The 23,930-nt window shown below is 70.7% G+C and carries 23 protein-coding genes and 1 riboswitch; of the genes, 10 read left to right on the top strand and 13 right to left on the bottom strand.

The annotated features are described in order from the left end of the window. Positions 1 to 49: 49 nt before the first annotated feature. From EDF28_RS16055 to EDF28_RS16075, 5 genes are all read right to left on the bottom strand, one after another. Positions 50 to 556, bottom strand: coding sequence for a PH domain-containing protein (locus EDF28_RS16055; protein ID WP_123938967.1), 507 nt, complete (start codon positions 554 to 556; stop codon positions 50 to 52). A gap of 62 nt (positions 557 to 618) precedes the next feature. Further along, a complete protein-coding gene (locus EDF28_RS16060) occupies positions 619 to 2,361 on the bottom strand; it encodes an ABC transporter ATP-binding protein (protein ID WP_123938968.1) in 1,743 nt (580 codons plus the stop codon). Beyond that, positions 2,358 to 3,308 (bottom strand): ABC transporter permease, encoded by a 951-nt coding sequence (locus EDF28_RS16065; RefSeq protein WP_123938969.1) that lies wholly within the window; start codon positions 3,306 to 3,308, stop codon positions 2,358 to 2,360. The genes EDF28_RS16060 and EDF28_RS16065 overlap by 4 nt, the downstream gene beginning before the upstream one ends. Then, positions 3,298 to 4,227 (bottom strand): ABC transporter permease, encoded by a 930-nt coding sequence (locus EDF28_RS16070; protein ID WP_123938970.1) that lies wholly within the window; start codon positions 4,225 to 4,227, stop codon positions 3,298 to 3,300. The genes EDF28_RS16065 and EDF28_RS16070 overlap by 11 nt, the downstream gene beginning before the upstream one ends. 228 nt (positions 4,228 to 4,455) lie before the next feature. Beyond that, positions 4,456 to 6,081, bottom strand: a complete 1,626-nt coding sequence (locus tag EDF28_RS16075; protein WP_123938971.1) for an ABC transporter substrate-binding protein — start codon at positions 6,079 to 6,081, stop codon at positions 4,456 to 4,458. 306 nt (positions 6,082 to 6,387) lie between these two features. On the opposite strand from EDF28_RS16075, the gene EDF28_RS16080 reads away from it, so the two are divergent. Next, positions 6,388 to 8,385: a S9 family peptidase gene (locus EDF28_RS16080; protein WP_123938972.1), complete on the top strand. Its 1,998-nt coding sequence runs from the start codon at positions 6,388 to 6,390 to the stop codon at positions 8,383 to 8,385. On the opposite strand, the gene gcvP is transcribed toward EDF28_RS16080, so the two are convergent. The 3 genes from gcvP to gcvT are packed head-to-tail and all read right to left on the bottom strand — an operon-like array spanning position 8,382 to position 12,818. Then, positions 8,382 to 11,321 carry an aminomethyl-transferring glycine dehydrogenase gene (gene gcvP, locus EDF28_RS16085; protein WP_123938973.1) on the bottom strand — a complete coding sequence of 980 codons (2,940 nt, stop codon included), beginning with the start codon at positions 11,319 to 11,321 and terminating at the stop codon, positions 8,382 to 8,384. The two genes, EDF28_RS16080 and gcvP, sit on opposite strands and share 4 nt — an antisense overlap. Further along, a complete protein-coding gene (gene gcvH, locus EDF28_RS16090) occupies positions 11,318 to 11,695 on the bottom strand; it encodes a glycine cleavage system protein GcvH (protein ID WP_123938974.1) in 378 nt (125 codons plus the stop codon). Before gcvH ends, gcvP begins: the two co-directional genes overlap by 4 nt. A 4-nt stretch (positions 11,696 to 11,699) precedes the next feature. Next, positions 11,700 to 12,818, bottom strand: a complete 1,119-nt coding sequence (gene gcvT / locus EDF28_RS16095; protein WP_123938975.1) for a glycine cleavage system aminomethyltransferase GcvT — start codon at positions 12,816 to 12,818, stop codon at positions 11,700 to 11,702. A 151-nt stretch (positions 12,819 to 12,969) separates the two neighbouring features. Continuing rightward, positions 12,970 to 13,071: riboswitch (glycine riboswitch) on the bottom strand. Positions 13,072 to 13,167: 96 nt separating this feature from the next. On the opposite strand from gcvT, the gene EDF28_RS16100 reads away from it, so the two are divergent. The 4 genes from EDF28_RS16100 (at position 13,168) to EDF28_RS16115 (ending at position 15,111) form a co-directional block, all read left to right on the top strand. Continuing rightward, positions 13,168 to 13,542 carry a BlaI/MecI/CopY family transcriptional regulator gene (locus EDF28_RS16100; protein ID WP_111084962.1) on the top strand — a complete coding sequence of 125 codons (375 nt, stop codon included), beginning with the start codon at positions 13,168 to 13,170 and terminating at the stop codon, positions 13,540 to 13,542. Positions 13,543 to 13,555: 13 nt separating this feature from the next. Continuing rightward, positions 13,556 to 14,293, top strand: coding sequence for a M48 family metalloprotease (locus EDF28_RS16105; RefSeq protein ID WP_111084961.1), 738 nt, complete (start codon positions 13,556 to 13,558; stop codon positions 14,291 to 14,293). An 84-nt stretch (positions 14,294 to 14,377) separates the two neighbouring features. Beyond that, positions 14,378 to 14,860: an FBP domain-containing protein gene (locus EDF28_RS16110; protein ID WP_123673093.1), complete on the top strand. Its 483-nt coding sequence runs from the start codon at positions 14,378 to 14,380 to the stop codon at positions 14,858 to 14,860. Further along, on the top strand, positions 14,857 to 15,111 hold the full coding sequence (locus tag EDF28_RS16115) for a hypothetical protein (RefSeq protein WP_111084959.1): 255 nt from the start codon (positions 14,857 to 14,859) through the stop codon (positions 15,109 to 15,111). Before EDF28_RS16110 ends, EDF28_RS16115 begins: the two co-directional genes overlap by 4 nt. A gap of 40 nt (positions 15,112 to 15,151) precedes the next feature. Here EDF28_RS16115 and EDF28_RS16120 read toward each other — a convergent pair whose 3' ends face one another. Next, a complete protein-coding gene (locus EDF28_RS16120) occupies positions 15,152 to 16,036 on the bottom strand; it encodes a LysR substrate-binding domain-containing protein (protein ID WP_123938976.1) in 885 nt (294 codons plus the stop codon). Between the two features lie 68 nt (positions 16,037 to 16,104). Here EDF28_RS16120 and EDF28_RS16125 point away from each other — a divergent pair, with 68 nt between their 5' ends. Both EDF28_RS16125 and EDF28_RS16130 read left to right on the top strand, forming a co-directional pair. After that, entirely contained in the window at positions 16,105 to 16,593 is a 489-nt protein-coding gene (locus EDF28_RS16125; RefSeq protein ID WP_123938977.1) for a GNAT family N-acetyltransferase, read from the top strand. A 33-nt stretch (positions 16,594 to 16,626) separates the two neighbouring features. After that, positions 16,627 to 16,812, top strand: a complete 186-nt coding sequence (locus EDF28_RS16130; RefSeq protein ID WP_123938978.1) for a hypothetical protein — start codon at positions 16,627 to 16,629, stop codon at positions 16,810 to 16,812. A gap of 9 nt (positions 16,813 to 16,821) precedes the next feature. Here the strand turns inward: EDF28_RS16130 and EDF28_RS16135 are convergent, their stop codons facing one another. Next, on the bottom strand, positions 16,822 to 18,009 hold the full coding sequence (locus EDF28_RS16135; RefSeq protein WP_260155056.1) for a MalY/PatB family protein: 1,188 nt from the start codon (positions 18,007 to 18,009) through the stop codon (positions 16,822 to 16,824). Between the two features lie 110 nt (positions 18,010 to 18,119). On the opposite strand from EDF28_RS16135, the gene EDF28_RS16140 reads away from it, so the two are divergent. Next, positions 18,120 to 18,896 carry an isocitrate lyase/phosphoenolpyruvate mutase family protein gene (locus tag EDF28_RS16140; RefSeq protein ID WP_123938980.1) on the top strand — a complete coding sequence of 259 codons (777 nt, stop codon included), beginning with the start codon at positions 18,120 to 18,122 and terminating at the stop codon, positions 18,894 to 18,896. Between the two features lie 141 nt (positions 18,897 to 19,037). On the opposite strand, the gene EDF28_RS16145 is transcribed toward EDF28_RS16140, so the two are convergent. Both EDF28_RS16145 and EDF28_RS16150 read right to left on the bottom strand, forming a co-directional pair. Beyond that, positions 19,038 to 20,936 carry an amidase family protein gene (locus tag EDF28_RS16145; protein ID WP_123938981.1) on the bottom strand — a complete coding sequence of 633 codons (1,899 nt, stop codon included), beginning with the start codon at positions 20,934 to 20,936 and terminating at the stop codon, positions 19,038 to 19,040. Beyond that, positions 20,933 to 21,760: a hypothetical protein gene (locus tag EDF28_RS16150; protein WP_123938982.1), complete on the bottom strand. Its 828-nt coding sequence runs from the start codon at positions 21,758 to 21,760 to the stop codon at positions 20,933 to 20,935. Before EDF28_RS16150 ends, EDF28_RS16145 begins: the two co-directional genes overlap by 4 nt. 137 nt (positions 21,761 to 21,897) lie before the next feature. On the opposite strand from EDF28_RS16150, the gene EDF28_RS16155 reads away from it, so the two are divergent. After that, the gene (locus EDF28_RS16155) at positions 21,898 to 22,509 is read left to right on the top strand and encodes an HD domain-containing protein (protein ID WP_123938983.1); all 612 of its coding nucleotides are present in this window, start codon (positions 21,898 to 21,900) and stop codon (positions 22,507 to 22,509) included. 271 nt (positions 22,510 to 22,780) lie between these two features. Beyond that, positions 22,781 to 23,068 carry a hypothetical protein gene (locus EDF28_RS16160; RefSeq protein WP_123938984.1) on the top strand — a complete coding sequence of 96 codons (288 nt, stop codon included), beginning with the start codon at positions 22,781 to 22,783 and terminating at the stop codon, positions 23,066 to 23,068. 298 nt (positions 23,069 to 23,366) lie between these two features. On the opposite strand, the gene EDF28_RS16165 is transcribed toward EDF28_RS16160, so the two are convergent. Next, entirely contained in the window at positions 23,367 to 23,831 is a 465-nt protein-coding gene (locus EDF28_RS16165; protein ID WP_123294134.1) for a phage tail protein, read from the bottom strand. Positions 23,832 to 23,930 lie beyond the last annotated feature (99 nt).

Consider the following 23,930-nt stretch of genomic DNA (forward strand, 5'->3'; position numbering starts at 1 on the left):
GCTGGTACCGGGCCTCCCGTCCGTCTCGTGGTCGCGATCGTGAGCCGCGTCAGCCGCCCAGCCACAGGCCCAGCAGCGAGGCGGCGAGCAGCGCCAGCGCCGCTGCGCCGACCGCCAGGGCCGGCACGTCCCAGCCGCGCACGGCGTCGCCGTCACCGGCGACGGCACGCTGCTCAGCCCACCGGTCGAGCAGCACGGTCATCTCGTCCGGTTGGCGCAGCACGGCACGCTCGCCGCGCCGGGCCGGCTTCGGCCGGGGCAGCGACGGGCCGCCCCAGCACTGCACGCGACGGCCCGCGACCGTCTCGATGACGATCTGCCAGCGGAGCTTGACGTCGGCGACCGCGTGCCACGGCACCACGGTGCGGCGGAGCGGGTTGACGACGGTGACGGCCGTGTCGTCGATGCGGATGCACGGGCGGTACGTGAGCACCCACAGGACCCAGACCAGCACGGCGATCGGTCCGACGGCGTCGAGCACCACGATCCAGCTGCCGCGCACGGCCGCGTCGACCAGCAGGAAGAGGCCCAGGACGGCGACGAGGCCGGCCGCCACGGCGCCTCCGCGACCAGCGCGGAGGACGACGGGACGTCCGGCCTCGTTCGTGTCCAGCAGGATCAGCGTCCGAACTCGAACCCGGCGCCGGGGATGGCAGCCAGGAGGTCCTTCGTGTACTGCTCCTTCGGGGCGGCGAAGACCTCGTCGGTCGTCGCCTTCTCGACGATCTTGCCCTGGCGCATGACGCACACGTTGTCCGCGACCAGGCGGACGACCGCCAGGTCGTGCGTGATGAACAGGTAGGTCAGGCCGAGTTCGGTCTGCAGCTCCGTCAGCAGGTCGAGGATCTGCCCCTGCACGAGCACGTCGAGCGCGGAGACGGCCTCGTCGAGGACGATGACCTCCGGCTTGAGCGCGAGCGCGCGGGCGACGGCGATGCGCTGCCGCTGCCCGCCCGAGAGCTCGTTCGGGTAGCGGTTGACCATCGACTTCGGCAGCGCGACCTGGTCGAGCAGCTCGAGCACGCGGGCCCGACGCGACGCCTTGTCGCCCACCTTGTGCGTGGCGAGCGGCTCGGCGATCGTGTTCCCGACGTTGTACATCGGGTCCAGCGAGCCGTACGGGTCCTGGAACACCGGCTGCACGCGGCGGCGGAAGTCGAAGAGGTCCTTGCCCTTCAGCGCGCCGATGTCGATGCCGTCGAACTGCACGGTGCCGCTCGAGATGCTCTCGAGCTGCAGCACCAGCTTGGCGACGGTCGACTTGCCCGAACCGGACTCGCCGACGAGCGCCGTGGTGGTGCCCTTCGGGATCGCGAACGACACGTCGTCGACGGCCTTGAGCTCGCGGGTGGCGAGGCTCTTGCCGCGCAGCTTGTAGATCTTCTCGAGGTTCTTCACCACGATGAGGTCCTCGGCGGGACGGTGCTCGCGCTCCTGCGCCCGGGCGATGAGCTCGGCGTCGTCGTTGCCGGCGTCGGCGATCTCAATGCGCTCGTGCTGCACCTTCGACTGGATGCGGCGGCTCGCGAGCGAGGGCGCCGCGGCGACCAGGCGCTGCGTGTACGGGTGCTGCGGGTTGGCCAGGATCTCCTTCGAGGGACCGGCCTCGACGACCTGGCCCTTGTACATCACGACGAGCTTCTCGGCGCGCTCGGCGGCGAGGCCGAGGTCGTGCGTGATGAACAGCACCGAGGTGCCGAAGTCGCGGGTCAGGCTCTCGAGGTGGTCGAGGATGACGCGCTGGACCGTGACGTCGAGCGCGCTCGTCGGCTCGTCGGCGATGAGCAGCTGCGGGCGGCTCGACAGACCGATGCCGATGAGCACGCGCTGCCGCATGCCGCCGGAGAACTCGTGCGGGTACTGCTTGAGGCGGTTCGCGGCGTCGCCGAGGCCCGCCTCCTTCAGGACCTCGATCGCACGGTCGCGGACGGCCTTCTTGCCGGTGGCCATGCCGTTCGCACGGATGGCCTCCTCGACCTGGAAGCCGATCGACCACAGCGGGTTGAGGTTCGACATCGGGTCCTGCGGGACGTAGCCGATCTCCTTCCCGCGGATCTCGGACATCTCCTTGTCGGTCAGCCCGACGAGCTCACGCCCGTTGAACTTGATCGACCCGCCGGTGACCTGGCCGGTGCCGGGCAGCAGCTTGATGATCGCCTGGGCGCTCGTCGACTTGCCGGAACCGGACTCGCCGACGATGGCCAGACGCTCGCCCTGCTCGAGAGTGAGGTCGACACTGCGCACGGCCTGCACGAGACCGGACTGCGTCTTGAAGCCGACCTGCAGCTCGCGGATCTCGAGCAGCGGGGCGCCGTCGGCGTTGGTGCGTCGGCCGGTGGGGTTGGTCAGCGTCTCGCTCATCGGCGGGCCCTCGCCTTCGGGTCGAGCGCGTCGCGCACCACGTCACCGAGGAGCAGGAACGCGAGCACGGTGATGGACAGCGCGGCCGACGGCCAGAAGATCGTCGACGGGTTGGTGCGGATCGACGTCTGCGCCGTTCCGATGTCGAGACCCCAGCTGAGGGCCGACGGCGGCAGTCCGATGCCGAGGAACGACAGGGTCGCCTCGGCCACGATGAAGGAGCCGAGCGAGACGGTCGCGACCACGATGACCGGAGCCAGCGAGTTCGGGATGACGTGGCGCAGCAGCGTCTTGAACCGGCTGACGCCGAGGGCGGCCGACGCCATGACGTAGTCGGCCTGCTTGGCGCTCAGGACGGCACCACGCATGATGCGGGCGATCTGCGGCCACGCGAACGCGGCGAGCACGAGCGCGACGGTGATCGCGTTCCGCGCGGGGATGACGGACATGATCACGATCGCACCGAGGACGGTGGGGATCGAGAAGAAGATGTCGCCGATGCGGGACACGATCGTGTCGAGCCAGCCGCCGTAGAAACCGGCCAGTGCGCCGATCACGATGCCGACCAGCGACACCAGGACCGTCGCGACGATGCCGACGATGAGCGAGTTCTGGGCGCCCCAGATCACGCGGGCGTAGACGTCGGAGCCCTGACGCGTGAAGCCGAGGATGTGCCCGGCCTCGGGTCCGCCGTCACTGTTGTCGAGGTTCGACGCCCGCGGGTCGACGTGGGCGAAGAGCCCGGGGAAGACCGCGACGACGATGATCAGCAGGATCAGGATCGAGGAGATCCAGAACGTCGGGCGGGTCCGCATGGACTCCCAGGCGTCGGTCCACAGGGAACGGGTCTTCTCGTCCTCGTTGACCTGGTCGATCGCCTGCAGGGGCGTTTCCTCCAGCGGGGCGACGAAGTGCGTCGCCGAACGGGGTGCGGCGTTACTTGGCATAGCGGATCCTCGGGTCCAGGACGGCGTAGAGCAGGTCCACCAGGAGGTTGGCGAGCATGAAGATGATGACCATCACGGCGACGAAGGAGACCACCGTCGGACCCTCGCCGAGCTTGACGGCGCGGAACACCGTGCCGCCGACACCGTTGATGTTGAAGATGCCCTCGGTGACGATCGCGCCGACCATCAGGTTGCCGATGTCGACACCCAGGTAGGTCACCACGGGGATGAGCGAGTTCCGGAAGATGTGCACGCCGACCACACGACGACGGGGCAGGCCCTTCGCGGTCGCGGTGCGCACGAAGTCCGCCGTGGTGTTCTCGGCGACGCTGGCGCGGGTGAGGCGCACGATGTAGGCGAACGACACCGTCGCGAGCACGATGGCGGGCAGGACGAGCTCGGACCAGGGGGCCTCTCCGGACACCGTGACCCGGAACAACCCGAGCTTGATGCCGAACACGTACTGCAGCAGGAACCCGACGACGAAGGTCGGCACCGAGATGAGCAGGAGCGACACGACCAGGGCGGTGGCGTCGAACAGCTTGCCCTTGCGCAGACCCGCGATGACACCGACGACGATGCCGGCGACGGCCTCGAACACGAGCGCGAGGATCGCCAGGCGAGCGGTGATCGGGAACGCCGAGGCGAGCTGCTGGCTGACCGGCAGACCGGAGTAGGTCACGCCGAGGTCGCCGCGGAACACGCCGCCGATCCAGAGCAGGTACTGGACGATGAACGGCTTGTCCAGGTTGTACTGCTGGCGCAGCGTCTCGATGACCTGCGGCGACGGCTGGCGGTCGCCGAACAGTGCTGCGATCGGGTCGCCGGGCAGCGAGAACACCATGAAGTAGATGAGGAACGTGGCCCCGAAGAACACGGGGATGAGTTGCAGGAGGCGCTTGCCGAGGTACCAGAGCATCAGATCCCTGCCCGGTCCGGAGCGATGTCGATCAGGTTCATTGTGGTGAGGGGTGGACGTTCCGAGGGTCGGCACGGATGTCCGGTTCGGGCGGCGGCGCCCGATGTGGTGGGGGAAGGTGTTGCCGCCGAGGTACGGGGGTTCGGGGACCTGTGCGGTCCCCGAACCCCCGTCCGGTGGTCGCGAGGCAGGATACCTGCCCACGCGGTGCTCTCGAGGAGAGCGGTGTTACTTCGTGACCTCGATGTCGTAGTACAGCGGCACCGAGTTCCAACCGAACTTCACGTTGGACACGTTGTCGGCGTTCCAGACACCGGTGACGTTCGAGTACCAGAGCGGGATCTCCGGGAGGTCCTTGAACAGGAGCTCCTGGGCCTGGTCGAAGGACTTGTTGCCCTCTTCGACCGTGGCGGCCGAACGGCCCTCGGCGAGCAGGTCGTTGTACTCCTTGGAGTCGTACCGCGAGTAGTTGTTCGACGAGCCCTCACCCATGGTCGGGCCGAGGAAGTTGTACAGCGACGGGTAGTCGGCCTGCCAACCGGTGCGGCTGCCGCCCGTGAGCTTGTCGTTCGTCTGGAGGTCAAGGGCCTCCTGGAACGTCGGGATCGCGTTGCCCTCGGCCTTGATGCCGAGCGTGTTCGAGATCGAGTTCGTGACCGCGGTCACCCACGCCTCGTGCCCACCGTCGGCGTTGTACGTGATGGTGAGGGTGTCGTCGTACTTCGAGATCTTGTCGGCCTCGGCCCACAGCTTCTTGGCCTCGGACTCGTTGTAGTCCAGGACGTCGGAGCCGTCGAGGTCGTCGTTCCAGCCCGCGATGACCGGCGACGTGAAGTCCTTCGCCGGGGTGCGCGTGCCGTCGAAGATCTTGTCGGTGATCTGCTTGCGGTTGATGGCCATCGAGACGGCCTCACGACGCAGCGTGCCTTCCTCGCCCTTCCAGTGGTCGAGGTAGTACGGCAGGTAGATCGCCTGGAAGATGGCGGCCGGCTGGTTGACGTTCGAGTCCGGGAAGTCCGACTTGTACGTCGCGAAGGCTGCGTCCGGCACGGCGTCGAGGACGTCGAGGTTGCCGCCCTGCGCGTCGGAGTACGCGGTGTCCTGCGAGGCGTAGAACGTGATCGTCAGACCACCGTTCTTCGGCTTGCGCTTGCCCTCGTAGTCCTTGTTGGTGACGAGCTTGATGGACTGGTTGTGCGTCCAGGCCTTCTTGCCGTCGAGCTTGTACGGACCGTTGCCGATCGGGCTCTCACCGAACGCCTTGGTGTCGTCGTAGAACGAGGACGGCAGCGGCACGAACGCCGAGTAGCCGAGCGACAGCGGGAAGTCCGACTGGGCCGACTTCAGCGTGACGGTGAACTCGTCGTCGTCGACGACCTTGAGGCCCGTGAGCTCCGAGTCCTTGTCGGCGTTGTAGCCCTCGATGTTCTCGAAGAAGTAGCTGGCGCCCTGGGCGTTCGACTTCTGCGCGGCCCAGTTCCAGGCCTTGGTGAAGGACTCCGCGGTGACCTTCTCGCCGTTCGTGAACGTGTAGTTCGTGTTCAGCTTGATGTCGAAGGTCTTCGAGTCATCGGTGTCGATGCTCTTCGCGACCTCGTTGACGGACTTGCCGTCGGCGTCGTAGGACACGAGGCCCTCGAAGAGCGAGTCGATGATCTTGCCGCCACCGGTCTCGGTGGTGTTCGACGGGATCAGCGGGTTCTGCGGCTCGCTGCCGTTGGTCGTGACGATGCCGGACGCGTTGGACGAGCCCGAGCCACCCCCACTGTTGCTGTTGCTGGAGCAGGCGGTCAGGGCGAGTGCTGTGGCCCCGAGCACGGCGAGGGCTGTGAGCCCGGCGCGCTTCTTGATCAAGGTTCCTCCTGGTGCATGGGACGCGCAAGGGCACAGCGGTGTCACCCGGGCGCGTTTGACATCTGCACTGTAGGCAAGGTGGACAGCAGCCTCCAAACCCTGGAGCGAACGGTTACAAGCCGGTAACCAACTTGCACGATCCTTGCGAGAAGATGCAAGATTCGCGCGCTTGCTGAACGCCCTCGCGCTTTTATTGCATCTGCATGAAATTCGTTGCACTGCGACACAGTTCTGTGCAAGGAAGACCTGTCCCGAGTCCCCCTCAGGACCCGGGCATCCGCGCCGCACCAGCCGTACCGTGAACACGTGCTCGCGAACGACATCCCCCATCTCCACGTCCCCTCCTCCCCCACCGTCAGCGGTGATCCCGGGGACGGCGGAGCGGCCTTCGTCGCGGTCTCGCGTCCGGACCTCGAACAGGACGCGTACCGCAGCACCATCGAACGCGTGACCGGCGAGGGCGCGGTCCGCTGGACGTCGGGCGACCGCGATTCGTCGCCGACACTGTCACCGGACGGTCGCTGGCTCGCCTTCCTCCGGTCCGTCGACGACGACCACGGCGTCGCCCACCCACAGCTCGCCGTCGCACCGGTGCACGGCGGCGAGGCCCGCGTCGTCACCGCGCTCCCCCTCGGTGCCGGCGACCCCGTCTGGTCGCCCGACTCGACACGTGTCGCGGTGACCGCACGGTTCCCCGAACCCGGGCGCTACGGCTCCGCAGTCCCCGGCGGCGACCGTCGCCCGGCAGCGGCCGCCGAGGAGCCGCGGCTCGTGTCGCGGCTCGACTTCCACGTCGACGGCACGGGGTACCTGCTCGACAAGCCGCAGCAGATCGTGGTCGTCGACGTCACCGACCCGGCAGCGGCACCGGTGGACTCCCCGCTCACGAGCGCGCCCTGCTCGGTCTCCGCACCGGCCTGGTACCCGGACGGCGGCGCGCTCCTCGTCGTCGCCCCGCGAGACCTCGGTGTGCGTGAGACCCACGACGACGACCTGTACCGCGTCGACGCGTCCGACGGCACGATCGCGCTGGCGATCCGGACCGAGGGCTCCGTCAGCTCGATCGCGATCGCCCCGGACCGTACCGTCCACTACGTCGGGGCGTCGCACCGCGACGGGCGACTGGTCGGCGAACCCGAAGGGCTGTGGGTCGCGGCCCACGACTCCGAACCGGTCCGACTGACCGCCCGCGAGACGGTCGACGTCTCCGGGACGCCGGTGTTCCACCGCGACGACGTCCTCGTGCAGGTGCTCGACCGCGGCACCGTCACCGTCCGTCGTGTCCCGGCCGGCACGACGGCTCCGCTCCGGCTGGACCAACTGGGGGTCGTCCTCGGCGGCCGTCTGGTCGTCTCGGGCTTCGACGTCGACGGGGACGTCCTGGTCACCACGGCTGCCACGACGGACTCGCCCGGCGAGGTCCACGTCGTCGACCTGACCGCCTCCGGCGATGCCGTCCCCACGGTCCTCACCGACTACGCCGCCCCGCTCCGGTCCGAGGCATCGGCCCCCGGTGTCCGCCGCATCGAGGAGCTCACCGGGAACGCTGCCGACGGCACCCCGGTGCACGGCTGGGTCGTCCTGCCCGAGGGCGAGGGGCCGCACCCCGTCCTCCGGGTGGTGCACGGCGGACCGTTCGGCCAGGACACCTGGGCGTTCTTCGACGAGGCGCAGGTCTACGCCAGTGCCGGGTACGCCGTCGTCATCGGCAACCCGCGCGGATCCGGTGGGTACGGCCTCGACCACGGCCGCGCGGTCATCGGGGCGATGGGCACCGTCGACGTCGACGACGTGCTCGCCCTGCTCGACGCAGCGCTCGAACGCCCCGACCTCGACGCGGCACGCGTCGGCATCATGGGCGGCTCGTACGGCGGGTTCATGACGAGCTGGGTCGCCGCCCACCACGGCGAGCGGTTCATCGCCGCGTGGAGCGAGCGCGCCGTGAACGCGTGGGACTCGTTCGCGGGCAGCTCCGACATCGGTTGGTACTTCGCCGACGCGTACGTCGGTGCCGACCCGGAAGAGCAGCGTCGCCGGAGCCCGCTGACGTACGCCGCGCAGGTCACCATCCCGTTCATGGTCGCGCACTCGGAAGCGGACTGGCGCTGCCCGATCGAGCAGGGGCAGCGCCAGTTCGTGGCCCTCCGGCGCGGAGGGGTCGACGCATCGTTCCTCGTGTTCCCGGGCGAGGGCCACGAGCTCTCCCGCTCCGGCACGCCGTGGCACCGCGTGCAGCGGTTCGAGCACGTCCTCGCCTGGTGGGCGGAGCACCTGCCCGTCACGCCGGTGGACGCGGGTCGCTAGGCGAACGCCTCCACCGGCGGGCACGCGCACACCAGGTTGCGGTCGCCGTACGCCTGGTCGATCCGGCGCACCGGCGGCCAGTACTTGCGGCCGCTGATGCCCGGCAGCGGGTAGACAGCCTGCTCGCGGGTGTAGGCGTGCTCCCACTCCCCCGAGATCACCGAGGACGCCGTGTGCGGGGCGTGCACGAGCGGGTTGTCGTCCGCCGGCCACTCCCCGCGCTCCACGGCCGAGGCCTCGGCACGGATGGCGAGCATCGCGTCGACGAACCGGTCGAGCTCGGCCAGGTCCTCGCTCTCGGTCGGCTCCACCATCAGGGTGCCGGCGACCGGGAACGACATGGTCGGGGCGTGGAAGCCGTAGTCGACCAGGCGCTTGGCGACGTCGTCGACGGTGATGCCGGTGGTGTCGCGCAACGGCCGCAGGTCGAGGATGCACTCGTGCGCGACGAGGCCGTCCTCGCCCGTGTAGAGCACTGGGAACGCGTCGCGCAGTCGGGCCGCGATGTAGTTCGCCCCGAGCACGGCTGCCTCGGTCGCACGGGTGAGGCCCTCGAGCCCCATCATCCGGACGTAGGTCCACGTGATGGGCAGGATGCTCGGGCTGCCGTACGGGGCCGCGCTGACCGGGCCGCCGGCGTGCGCCAGGCGGTCCTCGGCCTCGGCCTCGGTCGAACCGGGCCGTCGGTCGGCCTGCTGGGCGAACGGGTGCCCCGGCAGGTACGGCGCCAGGTGCGCCTTCGCCGCGACCGGACCGACACCGGGTCCGCCACCGCCGTGCGGGATGCAGAAGGTCTTGTGCAGGTTGAGGTGCGAGACGTCGCCGCCGAAGTCGCCGAAGCGGGCGTGGCCGAGCAGGGCGTTGAGGTTCGCGCCGTCGACGTAGACCTGCCCGCCGGCGTCGTGCACGGCGTCGCAGATCTCGCGGATGTCGTGCTCGTACACGCCGTGGGTCGACGGGTACGTGATCATCAGCGCCGCGAGGGTGTCGGCGTGCTGTTCCGTCTTCGCGCGGAGGTCGGCGAGGTCGACGTTGCCGTTCTCGTCGCAGGCGACCACGACGACCTTCATGCCGGCGAGCACCGCGGACGCGGCGTTCGTCCCGTGCGCGCTCGACGGGATGAGGCAGACGGTGCGCTCGGTGTCGCCGTTCGCCAGGTGGTACCCGCGGATCGCGAGGAGTCCGGCGAGCTCACCCTGGCTGCCGGCGTTCGGCTGCAGGGACACGGTGTCGTACCCGGTGACCTCGGCCAGCCAGGACTCCAGGTCACCGATCATGTCGAGGTAGCCCTCGACGTCGCCGCGCGGCGCGAACGGGTGGATGTTCGCGAACTCCGGCCACGTCACCGCGGCCATCTCGGTCGCCGCGTTGAGCTTCATCGTGCAGCTGCCGAGCGGGATCATGCCCCGGTCGAGCGCGTAGTCCTTGTCCGCCAGGTGCTTCAGGTACCGCATCATGCGGGTCTCGCTGCGGTGTGCGCTGAAGACGGGGTGCGTCAGGTACTCGCTCTCGCGCAGCAGACCGGCCGGGAGGCCCGTGGCCGCGTCCCGCACGGCCGCCTCGGTCGCGGGCACGGTCACGTCCACCGCCCCGAACACGCCCGCCAGTCGGGTGACGTCGTCGGGCGTGGTCGTCTCGTCGACGGAGAGCTGGAACACGTCCTCGTCCACCTGGTGCAGCAGGAAGTCGGCGTCCTGCGCTGCGGCGACGACCGCCCCGGCGCGACCGGTGGCCCGCAGGGTGAGCGTGTCGAAGAACGCGTCGTGCACGACCTCGAGCCCGGCGTCACGGGCGACCGCGGCGAGCGCCGACGTCGTCCGGGCGACCCGGTTCCCGATGAAGCGCAGCCCCTCGGGCCCGTGGTAGACGGCGTACATCGAGGCCATCACGGCGAGCAGGACCTGCGCGGTGCAGATGTTGCTCGTCGCCTTCTCGCGGCGGATGTGCTGCTCGCGGGTCTGCAGGCTGAGGCGGTAGGCCATCGCACCGTCGGCGTCGAAGGACACCCCGACCAGGCGACCGGGCAGCTGGCGTTCGAGGCCGGCCCGGACGGCGAGGTACCCGGCGTGCGGGCCACCGAAGCCGAGCGGGACGCCGAAGCGCTGGCTCGTGCCCACGGCGACGTCGGCACCCAGGTCACCGGGGCTGGCGAGCAGGGTCATGGCGAGCAGGTCGGCCGCGACGACGGCGATGCCGCCGCCGGCGTGGACGCGCTCGATGATCGGCGACGGGTCGACGATCCGGCCGGAGGCACCGGGGTACTGCACGATCACGCCGAAGGCCCCGTCGAGCTGGGCGTCGGTCGGCCCGACGACGGGGTCGAACGCACGCAGCGTGATGCCGACGGCGTCGGCGCGGTGGTCGAGCAGCGCGCGGGTCTGCGGCAGCAGGTCGTCGTCGACCAGGAACGCGTCGCCCTTCACCTTGGACGCGCGGCGGGCGAGGAGCATGCCCTCGACCACGGCGGTGCCCTCGTCGAGCATCGAGGCACCGGCGGTGGCCATGCCCGTCAGGTCGGAGACCATCGTCTGGAAGTTGATGAGCGCTTCGAGCCGGCCCTGCGAGATCTCCGGCTGGTACGGCGTGTAGGCCGTGTACCAGCTCGGGTTCTCGAGCACGTTCCGCTGGATCACGGCGGGGGTGTGGGTGCCGTGGTAGCCGAGGCCGATCATGGCGCGGCGGACGGTGTTGCGTCCGGCCTTGGCGCGGAGTTCGGCGAGCGCCTCGGTCTCGCCGACGGCGGCGGGGATCACCGAGTCGGTGACGGGTGCTGCGTGGATCGACTCCGGGATCGCCGCGCGGACCAGGGCGTCGAGCGACGACCGGCCGACGGTGTCGAGCATCGTCTGCTGGTCGGCCGGGGTGGTGCCGATGTGGCGGTCGGCGAACGAGGTCTGCAGGTTCTGGAACACTTGCTGGTCGTCGGGGCCGGTCATGCGATGGACGCCCGGTACGTGTCGTGGTCCATCAGGTCCTCGGGGAACGAGGTGCCGTCGACCTTGATCTTGACGAGCCAGCCGGTGCCGAACGGGTCCTGGTTGACGGTGTCGGGGGCGTCGACCACGGCGTCGTTGACCGCAACGACCTCACCCTCGATCGGCGCGAAGAGCTCGCCGACGCTCTTGGTGGACTCGATCTCGCCGATCTGCTCGCCCGCGGTGGTGGCGGTGCCGACGGCGGGGAGCTCGACGTAGACGACGTCACCGAGCTGCTCGGCGGCGTGGTCGGTGATGCCGACGGTGACGGTGTCGCCCTCGACGAGGAGCCACTCGTGGTCGGCGGTGTACTGGAGTGCGGTCTGGTCGCTCACGGGATCAGCCTTTCTGAGGACGGCGGTAGAAGGGGAACGCGGTGACGGTGCTGGGGATGGCCGTTCCGCGGACGTCGATGTGCAGGACTTGTCCCTCGGTGGCGAGCGCCGGGTCCACGAAGGCCATCGCGACCGGGTGGCCGAGCGTCGGCGAGAGGGCACCCGAGGTGACGGTGCCGACGACCGCGCCGTCGTGCACCACGTCGTAGCCGGCACGCGGGGCGCGGCGGCCCTCGGTGACGAGCCCGACGAGCACGCGGGCGTCGTCCGACGGCGCGACACCGGCAGCGCCGACGAAGTCACCGGTCTTCGCGACCACGCGGCCGAGGCCTGCCTGGGCGGGGCGCACGTCGGTGCCGAGCTCGTGCCCGTACAGGGGCATGCCGGCCTCGAGCCGCAGGGTGTCGCGTGCCGCGAGCCCGGCGGGGACGACACCGCGGTCGGCGCCGGCCTCGAGCAGCGCGTCCCAGATCGCCGGGGCGACCTCGGGTGCGCTGTACAGCTCGAAGCCGTCCTCGCCGGTGTACCCAGTGCGGGCGACGAGCACCTCGAAGCCGTCGAACACGGCGTGCAGGGCGCGGTAGTAGCCGAGGTCGTCGAGGGGGCTCTCCGGCTGCAGGCGGTCGGCGACGACGAGGGCGTCGAGCGTGCCGGCGGCCGCGGGGCCCTGGATCGCGACGAGTGCGGTGCTGTCCGAGTCGTCCGACACCGCGATGTCGAACCCGTCGGTGCGCGCGGACAGTGCGGCGACGGCGACCTCGCGGTTCGAGGCGTTCGCGACGACGAGGAACACGTCGTCGTCGGTGCGGTACACGACGAGGTCGTCGAGGATCCCGCCGTCTTCGGCGAGCAGCAGCGAGTACTTCGCGCGGCCGAGCGGCATCGCGCCGAAGGAGCCGGCGAGCGCGTGGTCGAGGAACGCGACGGCGTCCGGACCGGTGACGCCGATCTCGGCCATGTGCGACAGGTCGAAGACCCCGGCCGACTGGCGCACGGCGTGGTGCTCGGCGAGGTCGGACGAGTAGCGCACGGGCATGCGGTACCCGGCGAAGTCGGTGAAGGTCGCACCGGCGGCTTCGTGCGCGGGTTCGAGCGGGGACGAACGCAGTGGCGTCGGACTCATGGCGGAGTTCTCCTGGCATCAGCAGGGCCCGGCGACGATCGCCGGGTGGAACTCCCCCTCTGTCATGGGCCTGAGAGTTTCACCGCGGCCCGTGAGGTCCGGCGGCTTTCACCGTGGGCGAGACGACTGAGCGTCTGCTTTTCAGAGTGGCCTGTCCGCTGCGGTGTGGGACCTGAGAGATTGACGGGGGATTGCTCCTTCGGTGCCGTGCGTGCGCCCATGGGCACTGCACGGCGTCTCCCGCGACGGATGAGCGGCCGGTGTGTTCAGTTGTCCGCGCTGAGCATACCGAGACCGCGTTACGAACGTGTGTCGCGTGCCGGCCTTCGACATCTCGTAGAATGCGGGGATGGCCGGACAGCGATCACGCCCCAGGGGGCAGCTCGAGCAAGCGGTGCTCGACGCGCTCCGCTCCGTGACCGACGGCCTCACCGCACGACAGGTGCTCGATGCCTTCCCGGAGCCCCGGCCGGCGCTGACCACCGTGCTCACCGTCCTCGACCGGCTCGGCCGCAAGGGCCAGGTGGAGCGGCAGGAGCACGACGACGCCCCGCTGAGCTTCCGTGCCGTGCACAGCCGCGACGAACAGACCGCGTCCCTCATGTCGAGTGCGCTCGCCGCCTCGGCCGACCGTGAAGCAGCGTTGCTGCAGTTCACCGGCTCGCTCGCCTCCGACGATCTCGAGGCCCTGCGCCGCGCCCTCGACGCCCGCGCACGTTCCTGACCGGGGTCGCTCCGTGGTCGTCGCCGGCATCGCGCTCATCGTCCTCGCCCTGCTGGTGGTCGTGTTCGCACCGAGGGTGCTGACCCGGTCCGCCTGGACCATCGACCGCCCGCGCACCGCCCTGGTCTGCTGGTCGCTCGCGGTGCTGCTCGGCGTCGTCGGGTTCGTCGCCGGCATCGCCCTCGTCGTGCTCGCCGACCGCCCGCTCACCGAACTCCTCGGCGGTGACGGCTCCCCCACGCACGGCTTCAACGTCGGCGTCGCACTGCTCGCGGTCATCGCGTTCGTCGTCGCCGTCCGCGTCCGGCCCGGGCCCGAGCACGAGGCCGTCCGCCAGGCCATGCGATCGGGCGTCGCGCCGCACCGCGAGATCGACGGCACCCCGGTGGCCGTCGTCGACGCGGACCACGCGCTGGCCTGCGCCGTGCCCGGGCGGAGCGGCGGTGTGCTGGTCAGCACCGGCTTGGCAGACCGGTTGCGGACGGACGAACTGGAGGCCGTGGTCGCCCACGAGCGCGCCCACCTGACCCAGCACCACGCGGCTGCGGTCGCGGTCGCCGAATCGATCGAACGTGCGGTCCCATGGGTGCCCGGTGCGCGCGCCATGGCGCGCTCGACGCGCGTCCTCGTGGAGTTCGCCGCCGACGACGCCGCAGCCCGACGTGTCGGACGCGACGCCCTGCGCCGGGCCGTCCTGGTGGCGGACGAGAGCAGCGCGCTCGGGGCGATCCGGGCCTCCAGGCTGTCCTGACGGGGCGATCCGAGACCGCACCGTCGCCCGAAAGGCTGTCCTGAGCGAGCACGTGTCGGAGGCGAGGCATATGGTGATCGGACCGTGAAGCCACTGACCGAAGCCGACATCCGATCCTCGTTCGTCAACGCCACCCCCGACGAGCTCGAGCAGCTGCCGATCCCGGGCCTGCACGAGATGCTCTGGGACGAGCGCGAGTTCCTGGGCTGGCGCGACCCGCAGGCCGCCCGCCGCGGGTACATCGTGTCCTGGATCGACGACCGCCCCGTGGGCATCATCGTCCGGTCCGCGGGCGGGTCCCTGCGCGCCGGCATCGCCGCGATGTGCTCGTTCTGCCACTCCCCGCAGCCGGCGACGCAGGTGCGGCTGTTCTCAGCACCCCGTGCGGGCGAGGCCGGGCGCAACGGCAACACGATCGGCACCTACATCTGCGAGGACCTCGGGTGCTCGATGCTCATCCGCACCGCTCCCCCGCACCTCAACCCGCCGGCGACGATCGCGATGCGCGGTGCCTCGCTGCTGCAGCGCGTGCAGAACTTCACCGCGGACATCATGAAGTCGGCGTGAGCCGCTTCGGCACCGCCCGCTGGGCCGTGGTCGAGGAACTCGGCGACGGCCGTTGGCGCCTCACCCTGCGCGACGAGGCCGACGACGAACTCGGTGCGTTCGGCCTCGGGGTCGAGGGGCCGTGGGACCCGGACGTCGAACCCCACGTCGGGTTCGTGCTCGTGCAGCTCGGGCTGACCCTGCGCGGTGCACGGCCGTGGCACGTCGACGAGCTCGGCGACCACCGGGCGCCCGTGCTCGCGCTCGGCTGAGCGAAGCGCTTCCAGCCGGGCGTCGCTCAGTCGGCGTCGCTCAGTCGGCTTCGACGAAGTTCCGCAGGATCTCGCGGTCGTCGCCGGCGCGCATCGCCCACGACAGCTCGCTGCGGTGATCGCTGTCGGTCAGCGGCAGCAGCACGACGGTGTCCGGTGCGGCGAGCGCGGCACTCTCCGGAGCGACAGTCACGCCGAGTCCCGCCCCCACCAGGTGCAGGACTGTGGCCCAGGTCGTGGCCTCCTGCACGACCACGGGCCGTCGGCCACCGGCGGTGACCGGGGCGAGGTTCCGCTCGGTCGCGAGCGAACCGGCCACGGCGGGGAAGAACACGAACGGCTCGTCCACGAGCTCGGTGCCGCGGATCGCCGCACGGCCCGCGAGCCGGTGTCCGCGTGGGACCGCCGCGACGAACGCCTCGGTCCGGAACGGCAGCAGCCGCACAGCGGGGTCCGGGTCCGGGTCGCGCACGACGGCCAGGTCGAGCTCGCCCCGCACGATCCGGGCGAGGAGCGTCGACGAGTAACCTTCGGTCAGGTCCACACGGACCAGCGGGTACCGCTCGCGGAACGCCTGCACCCGCTCGATCGGCCCGAGGGGCAGCGCGGAGACGACGAACCCGACGTCGAGCCGGCCGGCCTCGCCCCGCCCGACCCGGACCGTCTCGTCGAGATCGCGGCGCACCTGCCCGAGCAACGACCGCGCACGTCCCCGCAGTACCTGGCCGGCGGCGGTGAGGGCGACGCTGCGGCTCGTCCGGACGAACAGGTCGACGCCGAGTTCGCGCTCGGTGCGGCGGATCTGCTGGGACAGCGCGGGCTGCGCGATGCGAAGGCGCCCGGCCGCGCGCCCGAAGTGCAGTTCGTCGGCCACCGCCAGGAACGCCCGGAGCTGGCGGAGGTCGACGTCCGGGTCCCGATCCATGCTCAGAGCTTATCGATCGAAGCGAACGAGTATTGGACATGACCTCATCCGACTCGGAGGATGGAGCCATGCCCGAAGCGACCTCCACCGTCACCATCGCCGACCTCGCCACCCCCGCTGACGCCGAGGCGTTCCGTGTCCTCAACGAGGCCTGGATCACGCAGTTCTTCGCACTCGAGGACGAGGACCGTAAGTTCCTCGGCGACCCCGTCGGCCACGTCGTCGAGCCCGGCGGCGCCGTGTTCGTCGCACGACTCGACGACCAGGTGATCGGGTGCATCGGCATCGTGCCGACGGCCCCGGGGGTGTTCGAGCTCGTGAAGATGGCCGTCGCGCCCGGTCACCAGGGGCACGGCACCGGTCGGAAGCTCATCGCCGCTGCACTCGACCGCGCCCGGGAGCTCGGCGCGCAGCGGATCGACCTCGAGAGCAACGCACAGCTGGCCAGCGCCGTGCACCTGTACGAGGCGTTCGGCTTCCGGCACCTGCGCGACGACGAGCTGGTGCCGAGCCCCTACGTCCGCGCCGACGTGCACATGACGCTCGAGCTGCACTGACGGCAGACCGGAGGCTTTCGGTACGCTCGCGGCATGGCGAAGTACGAGGTGCAGGCGGTCCGTGAGCGCGGCGCGTGGCAGGTGTTCATCGACGGCTTCATGGTGACCGAGGTGGACCGCTGGCCAGCCGTCGGCTTCGTCGCCCGCGAGATCCTGGCGATGGACCGCACCGACGACCTGCAGATCCGCGTCGTCGGGCGCAACCAGTACATCGACTGACCCACGCGCTCACGCGACGTGCCAGACCAGCCCCTCCTGCGCACTTGACGGGTACGCCGAGGCGATCCGGAACACGGCCTCGCGCAGCGTCTCCGGTGAGCACGCCAGGTTGAGGCGGACGAACCCGCGCCCCTCGCTCCCGAACCCGAGCCCGGAGTTCAGCGCGACGTAGGCGTTCTCGCGCAGTGGAACGGCCGGGTCGTCGCCGAGCCCGATCCCGCGGAAGTCGAGCCACGCCAGGTACCCGGCGCGCGGCCGCGTGTAGACCACACCGGGCAGGTGCTCGGCGAGGAGCTTCGCGAGCAGCCGGTCGTTGGCCACGATCCGGGACACCACGTCGTCGAGCCAGGTCGTCCCGACGGTGAACGCGGCGAGGTTCGCGTGCAGCCCGAGGATGCTCGTGCGGCAGGCGACCTCTTCCCACAGGGTGTCGAGGAGTGCGGCGGTCCGGTCGTCACCGGCGACGATGATCGAGCACTTCACACCCGCGAGGTTCCAGCCCTTGCTCGCCGAGGTCACGCAGACGCTGCGGGCGCCGGCCGGCTCGGCGACGGCCGCGAACGGGGTGAACTGCACGCCGGGGTGGGTCAGGGGTGCGTGGATCTCGTCGCTGATGACGAGCACGTCGTACTTCGCCGCGAGTTCTGCGATCGCGAGCAGGTCGGCGCGGTCGTGCACGAGGCCGATGGGGTTGTGCGGGTTGCAGAGCAGGAAGACGCCGACCCCGCTGGCGAACGCCCGCTCGAGTCCCTCGAGGTCGAGTCGGTACTGCCCCCACTGCTCGAGCAGCGGGACCTCTTCCACCTGACATCGGGCCTCGTCGACGAGCTCGAAGAACGGCGGGTACACCGGCGGCGTGATCGCGACGCGACCGCCGTCGGGCAGCGCGAGCCGCAGCGACTCGACGATGCCGACGCTGACGTCGGTGGCCAGGTGGATGCGCGACGGATCGATCTCCCAGCCCCAGCGGTCGAGCGCGAACTGCGCGAACGCGGGCGCGAGTGGCCCGGGTCCGTCGAGGTAGCCGAGATCGGACTGCGACACGCGCTCGATCAGGGCCTGGCGGATCTCCGGCGCGACGTCGTGGTCCATCTCGGCGACGAACAGGGGCAGCACGTCGGGCGCGTACCGCGTCCACTTGATGCTCGTGCGGACCCCGCGGAGCGTGCCGACCGGGTCCTGCTCGTCGCTCGCCATGCGTCCCAGCATGCACCGACCGGGAGGCCCGGCGCGAGCCCGCCTGTCATCCAGCGTCGTCTTCCGCGCACCCTGGGACGCGGGGCGTCGCCCCGCCTACTGTCGGTCCCATGAGCACGAGCATCGCCGACAAGGCCACCACCCTCAAGCAGCTGCACGAAGCCCCGGAGATCCTCCGCGTCGTGAACGTGTGGGACGCGATCACCGCGAAGGTCGTCAGCGACCTGCCCGGCACGAAGGCGATCGCCACCGCGGGGCACTCGATCGCCGCGTCGTACGGGTACGAGGACGGCGGGATGCCCCTCGACCTCGCGCTGTCGGGTGCCGCAATCGTGGCCGCCGCGACCGACCTGCCGGTCACCGCTGACCTCGACGACGGCTACGAGGACCCGGCCGAGACCATCCGCCGCGCGATCGGCTCGGGCATCGTCGGCGCCAACGTCGAGGACCGCCTGCGTCCCTTCGACGAGGCCGTCGCCCGGGTCGCCGCGATCACGGCCGCTGCCCAGGCCGAGGGCGTCGACTTCCAGTTGAACGCCCGCACGGATGCGATCGCCCGCGGCGGCGACCGTCCGATCGACGAGAGCATCGCGGACGCCATCGCCCGCGGCAGGGCGTTCCTCGACAACGGCGCCGCGCTCGTCTTCGTGCCCGGTGCGATCCAGCGCGACGTCGTGGAGCAGCTCGTCGCCGGCCTCGGCCGCGGCAAGCTGTCGGTCATCGGCCTGCCGGGAGCCCTGCCCGCCGCCGAGTACGAGGCCCTCGGCGTCGCCCGCATCTCCTACGGTCCGCTCACGCAGCGCGTCGCGCTGCGCGCGCTCCGCGACCTGGCGACCGACCTGTACGCCGACGGCGTCGTGCCGGAGGACACCCCGACCCTGAACTGACGGAGCAGACGGACGGGAGGCCCGTGGCGGTGTCGCCCCCTCCCTCGCAGGCTCGGTCGGCGCGCCCCGCGCAACGCTTCGCGTTGCCGCTGAGCGGGGCGCGCCCGTCCGTCCTGCGGTCGCGATCGCGACCCGCTCAGCTCAGCCGAGCGCCGGGTACAGCGCGGGCGTGGTGCGCGCCTTCGTCTCCTGCTCGAAGGCGTAACCGAGGCCGATCAGCGTGCTCTCGTCGAACGAGCGACCGAGGAACTCGAGGTTCACGCCGGCGCCGGTGATCGTGCCGTCGGCCGCGGTCGCCTGCCCCATCGGGACGGTGATCGCCGGCATGCCGGTGTTCGGGCTCAGACGCATGTTCGTCGACTGCGTGCCGTAGGGCGTGCCCGACGGGTAGATGAGCGAGTCGAGGTCCTGGTCGTCGAGCATCTGCGTGACGAGCTGCTTGCCGGTGGCGAGCTGCGTCGTGTGCGACCCCGTCGGCCCGGCCCACGCCTGGTACTGCGCGTCGGTGATCAGGTCGCGGGACTCGTAGGTCGACTTGCGGCTCGGCACGTACTCGCCCGAGGCCAGGATGCCCTGCAGGGACCGGGCGGTCACGTCGGGGTCGAGGTGCTTCGCGACGTACTCGTCCAGGTCGTGCTTGAACTCGTTCGTGCTGCCGCTGCCCTCGGACAGGACCCGGTTGAAGGCCGTCGTCGCGGTGATCGGGACGACGGTCGCCCCAGCGGCCTCGAGCTTCGCGACGGACGCGTCGAACAGTCGCTTGGCCGTGGCGTTCGTGCCGACCATGCTCGTGACGTAGCCGATGCGGGCGCCGTCGAGCGAGTCCGCGTCGAGCGAGGACGTGTACGAGGTCGGCACCCTGCCGGACTGCGCGCTCGTGACGGGGTCGGCCGCGTCCACGCCGGTGACGGCGTCGAGCGCGACGGCCGCGTCGGTCACCGAGCGGGCGATGGGCCCGCCGGTGTCCTGCGACAGTGCGAGCGGGATGATGCCGTCGCGGCTGGCCAGGCCGACCGTCGGGCGGATGCCGACGAGCTGGTTGTACGTCGACGGGATGCGGATCGAGCCCCCAGTGTCGGTGCCGAACCCGATGCCGGCGAGGTTCGCCGCGATCGCCGCACCGGTCCCACCGCTGGAGCCACCGGCGGTCTGCGCCGTGTTGTACGGGCTGGCGACCAGCAGGGACGAACCGGCGGGCTGGTTCGACGAGAACTCCGAGACGAAGCCGTAGGCGAACTCGTCGAGGCTGGCCTTGGCGAGGATCACCGCACCGGCACCGCGCAGTCCGGCGACCATGGTGGCGTCGGTGTCGGTCTGGTTGTCGTCCCAGCAGCCGCAGCCGCCCGTGGTCGGCATGTCCTTGGTGTCGTAGTTGTCCTTCACCGCGATCGGCACGCCGAGCAGCATGCTCGTCATGCCGTGCTCGGCACGCTCGGTGTCCGCCGTCTTCGCGGCGGCGAGGGCCTCGGCGTTCGTCGTGACGATCGAGTTGAGCGCACGGCCGGTCGACGCGGAGTCGACCTTCGTGCGGTCGTACGCGGCGATGCGGTCGAGGTAGTCCTGCGTGATGGCGACCGAGGTGGTGACCCCGGCGTTCATCGCAGCCTGCATGTCGATGGTGGACGCCTCGACGAGCGTGAACGGGCCGTCGTCGTAGATCATCCGCTGGGACAGCGCCGCGATGTCCGCGACGGTGATCGTGCCGTCGGCGTCGGTGTCCGCGGCGCTGACCGTCGCCCAGTCACCGCTGGCGCTCGTGGCCCCGAGGTGCTCGGTGAGCACCGCGAGGTCGGCCTTCGTGACCTGGTCGTCGCCGGTCAGGTCGAGGTCCGTGTAGTACGGCGCGAGCATCGCGGCGGGGCTGGCGTCCACGGCTGCCGGTGCTGCTGCGGCGGTGATCGCGGGGGTCGCGGCGAGGACGGTGCCGACGAGGGCGATGAGCGAGGCGCCGGCGACGGCCGTGCGCTTCCGGGCGTGCTTCGTGCTGGGGTCCGGCTTGGTGATCGCCTGCTTGCTGGCGTCCGGCTTGGTGGCGGTCATTCTGCTGCTCCGGTGCGCTCGCGGCGGGCGCGGCGCGCACGCAGGGTGATCAGGGTCCCGCCAGCGGCGAGGAGGGCCAGCGACGCGGCGATCCACGGGGCGACGTCGGCGCCGGTCCAGGCGAGTTCGCCGCCGGTCGGACGGTCACCACCCGCTGCGGCCACGGCGGTGGCGCCGCTGGTCGGGTCGGAGGGGTCGCTCGGGCCGGCGGTGGTCGTCGGGTCAGGGTCGCCCGTGCCAGCGCCCGGGTCGGCCGTGGCGGTGGCGCCCGGGGTGGGCGTGGCCGTCGGGGTGGGCGTCGGGGTGGCCGTCGCCGCTGCAGCGATCGAGATCGAGGTGCTCGCCGGGTCGGTGAGCGTCGTCGAGGTGCCGTCGGAGCCGACGAGCGTGATGCTCGTGACCGCCAGGTCGACGCTGCCCGGTGCGGTCGGCGTCAGGCCGATCGAGGCAGCGAGGTCGCCGTCGAGCGCCGGGGACGTCCCGAGGCGGGTGTGCACGATCGTCAGGGCGTCGCCGTCCTGCTCGACGCTGTCGAAGCCGCCGTCGGGACCGGTGACGCTGTCCTCCACGTACGACACGGAGTCCGCGTCGGCATTGAGGGTGATCTCGTAGGCATAGACGTCGGTCGTCGCCGGGATCGTCAGGTCGACGTCGAAGGCGGTGCCGACGGTCGCGGTGGCGGGGGCGTCGATGGTCGCGGTCGTCGCGGTCGGTGCTGCCTGGGCCGGCGAGGCGGTCAGGGCGGCGAGGCCGATCGCCCCGGCGGCGACGAGTGTCGAGGACACGATCGTCGCGCGGGGGCGCAGCCGGAGGCGGTGCTGCATGGGTGCAGGTCCTTCGGGAGGAGGTCGGGTGCTGAGCGGGTACTCAGTGATCCGAAAGCTAACGGTGCGCTGTTTCCGGCTCGGGCCCGGCACGTTTCCGCGCCGTTACGGCTCCGTCGCACCGCTACTGTCGTGCCATGTCGCTCGACGTCGAAGCCCTGCTCACCCCGCCCTCCCCCGTCGCCGCACGGGCGTTGGACGTCGTCCGCACCTGGTCCTCCCCCGCCCTGGTGAACCACTGCCTGCGCTCGTGGGCGTGGGCGGTCCTGCTCGCCCCGACCGTCGACCTCGAGCCCGACCCCGAGCTGCTGTTCGTCGCGACGATGCTGCACGACCTCGGCGTCACACCGTCGTTCGATGCCCACGACGTGCCGTTCGAAGACGCTGGTGGTGCCGTGGGCTCCGTCTTCGCCCTCGGCGCCGGGTGGGACGCAGCGCGCGCTCGACGCGTCGGCGAGGTCATCGAGCGGCACATGTGGACCTCCGTCGACCCCGCGGTCGACGTGGAGGGGCACCTGCTCGAGGTCGCCACCTCGCTCGACGTCTCCGGTGCCGGGTTCTCCAGGTGGTCCACCGACGACCTGCACGCCGTCGCCACCGCACTGCCCCGCCTCGGGTTCTCCGGCTCGTTCGACGAGCTCATCCACGCGCAGGCTTCGCGCAAGCCGTCCTCGGCCGCTGCTCGGCTCGACGGCTCCGGCAACGTGACTGCGGGTGGCTCGCGATGGGACGCGTTCCTTGCCTCCTGAGTGCATCTACCGGTCCGCTGGACTTCTCGGCATCGGCCCCGTATAGTGTTTCTTTGGTGCACTGCAGCGAACCCATCTGACTCGCGCACACCAACGTCTCGACACCGACTCACCCGAGTCGCATTCCAAGCGAGACCCCCGCTTGATCCGAACGGATCAGCAGCACGTTGAAACTCGACGTGCGCGCCCCGCACTCGATGCGTCGCGCCGGACTGAGACGTCCGCCGACACCGAGTCGCCCTGGCGCCGAATGACCAGGAAGTACAGCACCATGACCAGCAACGAACGAATCACCGTGTTGGGGACCGCTCTCGCGGCCCCGACGATCACCCCCGACCGCATCGCCGAGTTCCCCGTGCGTGACGACCGCTCGCAGCGCGAGTACCTCGTCCGCATCGCGGCCGACGACCTGCAGACCTTCGTCACCCGCGGCACCCGTCTGGACGCCGTCGGCGAGGCCGGCTGGACCGTCCCGGGCCGCTCCTGGGCCGGCGAGGCCAGCCGAACCCTGCTGCAGGCACAGTCCGTGCACGCAGGGGACATGGCCCTCGCGGCCTAGGCTCCACCAGGACGAACGCGAAGCGCCGCCGGGCTCCCCGGCGGCGCTTCGTCGTGCATGGGCTGCTCAGCCGCGGACAATGCCGCTGTGCCGTCCTTGCCCGGCGCATGCGGACTCGCTGCGGCCCGCTTCTCGTTGAGCAGCAAACGCATCGCCCGCGCCCGGGAGCTGTCCCCCGGAACCCGACGTACAGGCCGTGCATCACCGCAGTAGTCACCAGAGTCACCGTCATGGTGACCAGGGTCGACCAGCGTTGGCCGCCGCGCCGAACATTTCGCACGCACGGAAGCCTCAAACGTCAGTACTCGCCCTTCACGACGAAGAACGAGCCGCGGATCGTGCCGGCGAGCTTCGACTTCTGCCGCGCGAACTTGAACTTGTCAGCGAGTTCCTCGGGCACGTCCATGCCGTCGGAGAGCTTGAAGCCGACCGCACGCTTGCCGCCTGGTTCGAGCGTGTAGAGCACGTTGATCGCCAGGCCGGACTCGTAGAATACGTACGTCCAGCGCACGCCGTCGACGAGCGCTTCCGTGGCTTCGAGCGGTGGTGACGCGATGACCAGCCCGCGTTCCTCTTCGAGGACCCGCCGCACGTAGGCGACGAGGTCCGGCACGTCAGCTGCGGCGTGCGTGGTGAACACGTGGTCGTACTTGTTCGCGAAGTACCGCGCCTCGTTGGCCCGGAGCCCGGCGAGTGCGTCGGCGACCGGCGAGGACTCGAGACCCACCGTGGACACGTTCACGAAGTCGACGACGTACGACATGGGGGCCTCCTCGGGCGCTCGGACGTGCCGAATCTAGTCCACCGCACACCTTCCCGAGCGAGCGCGACACATCTATAGTCGAGAGCTATAGATGGAGGT

Origin of the sequence: Curtobacterium sp. PhB137 (genome assembly GCF_003814955.1) — a bacterium.
Classification (GTDB): Bacteria; Actinomycetota; Actinomycetes; order Actinomycetales; family Microbacteriaceae; genus Curtobacterium.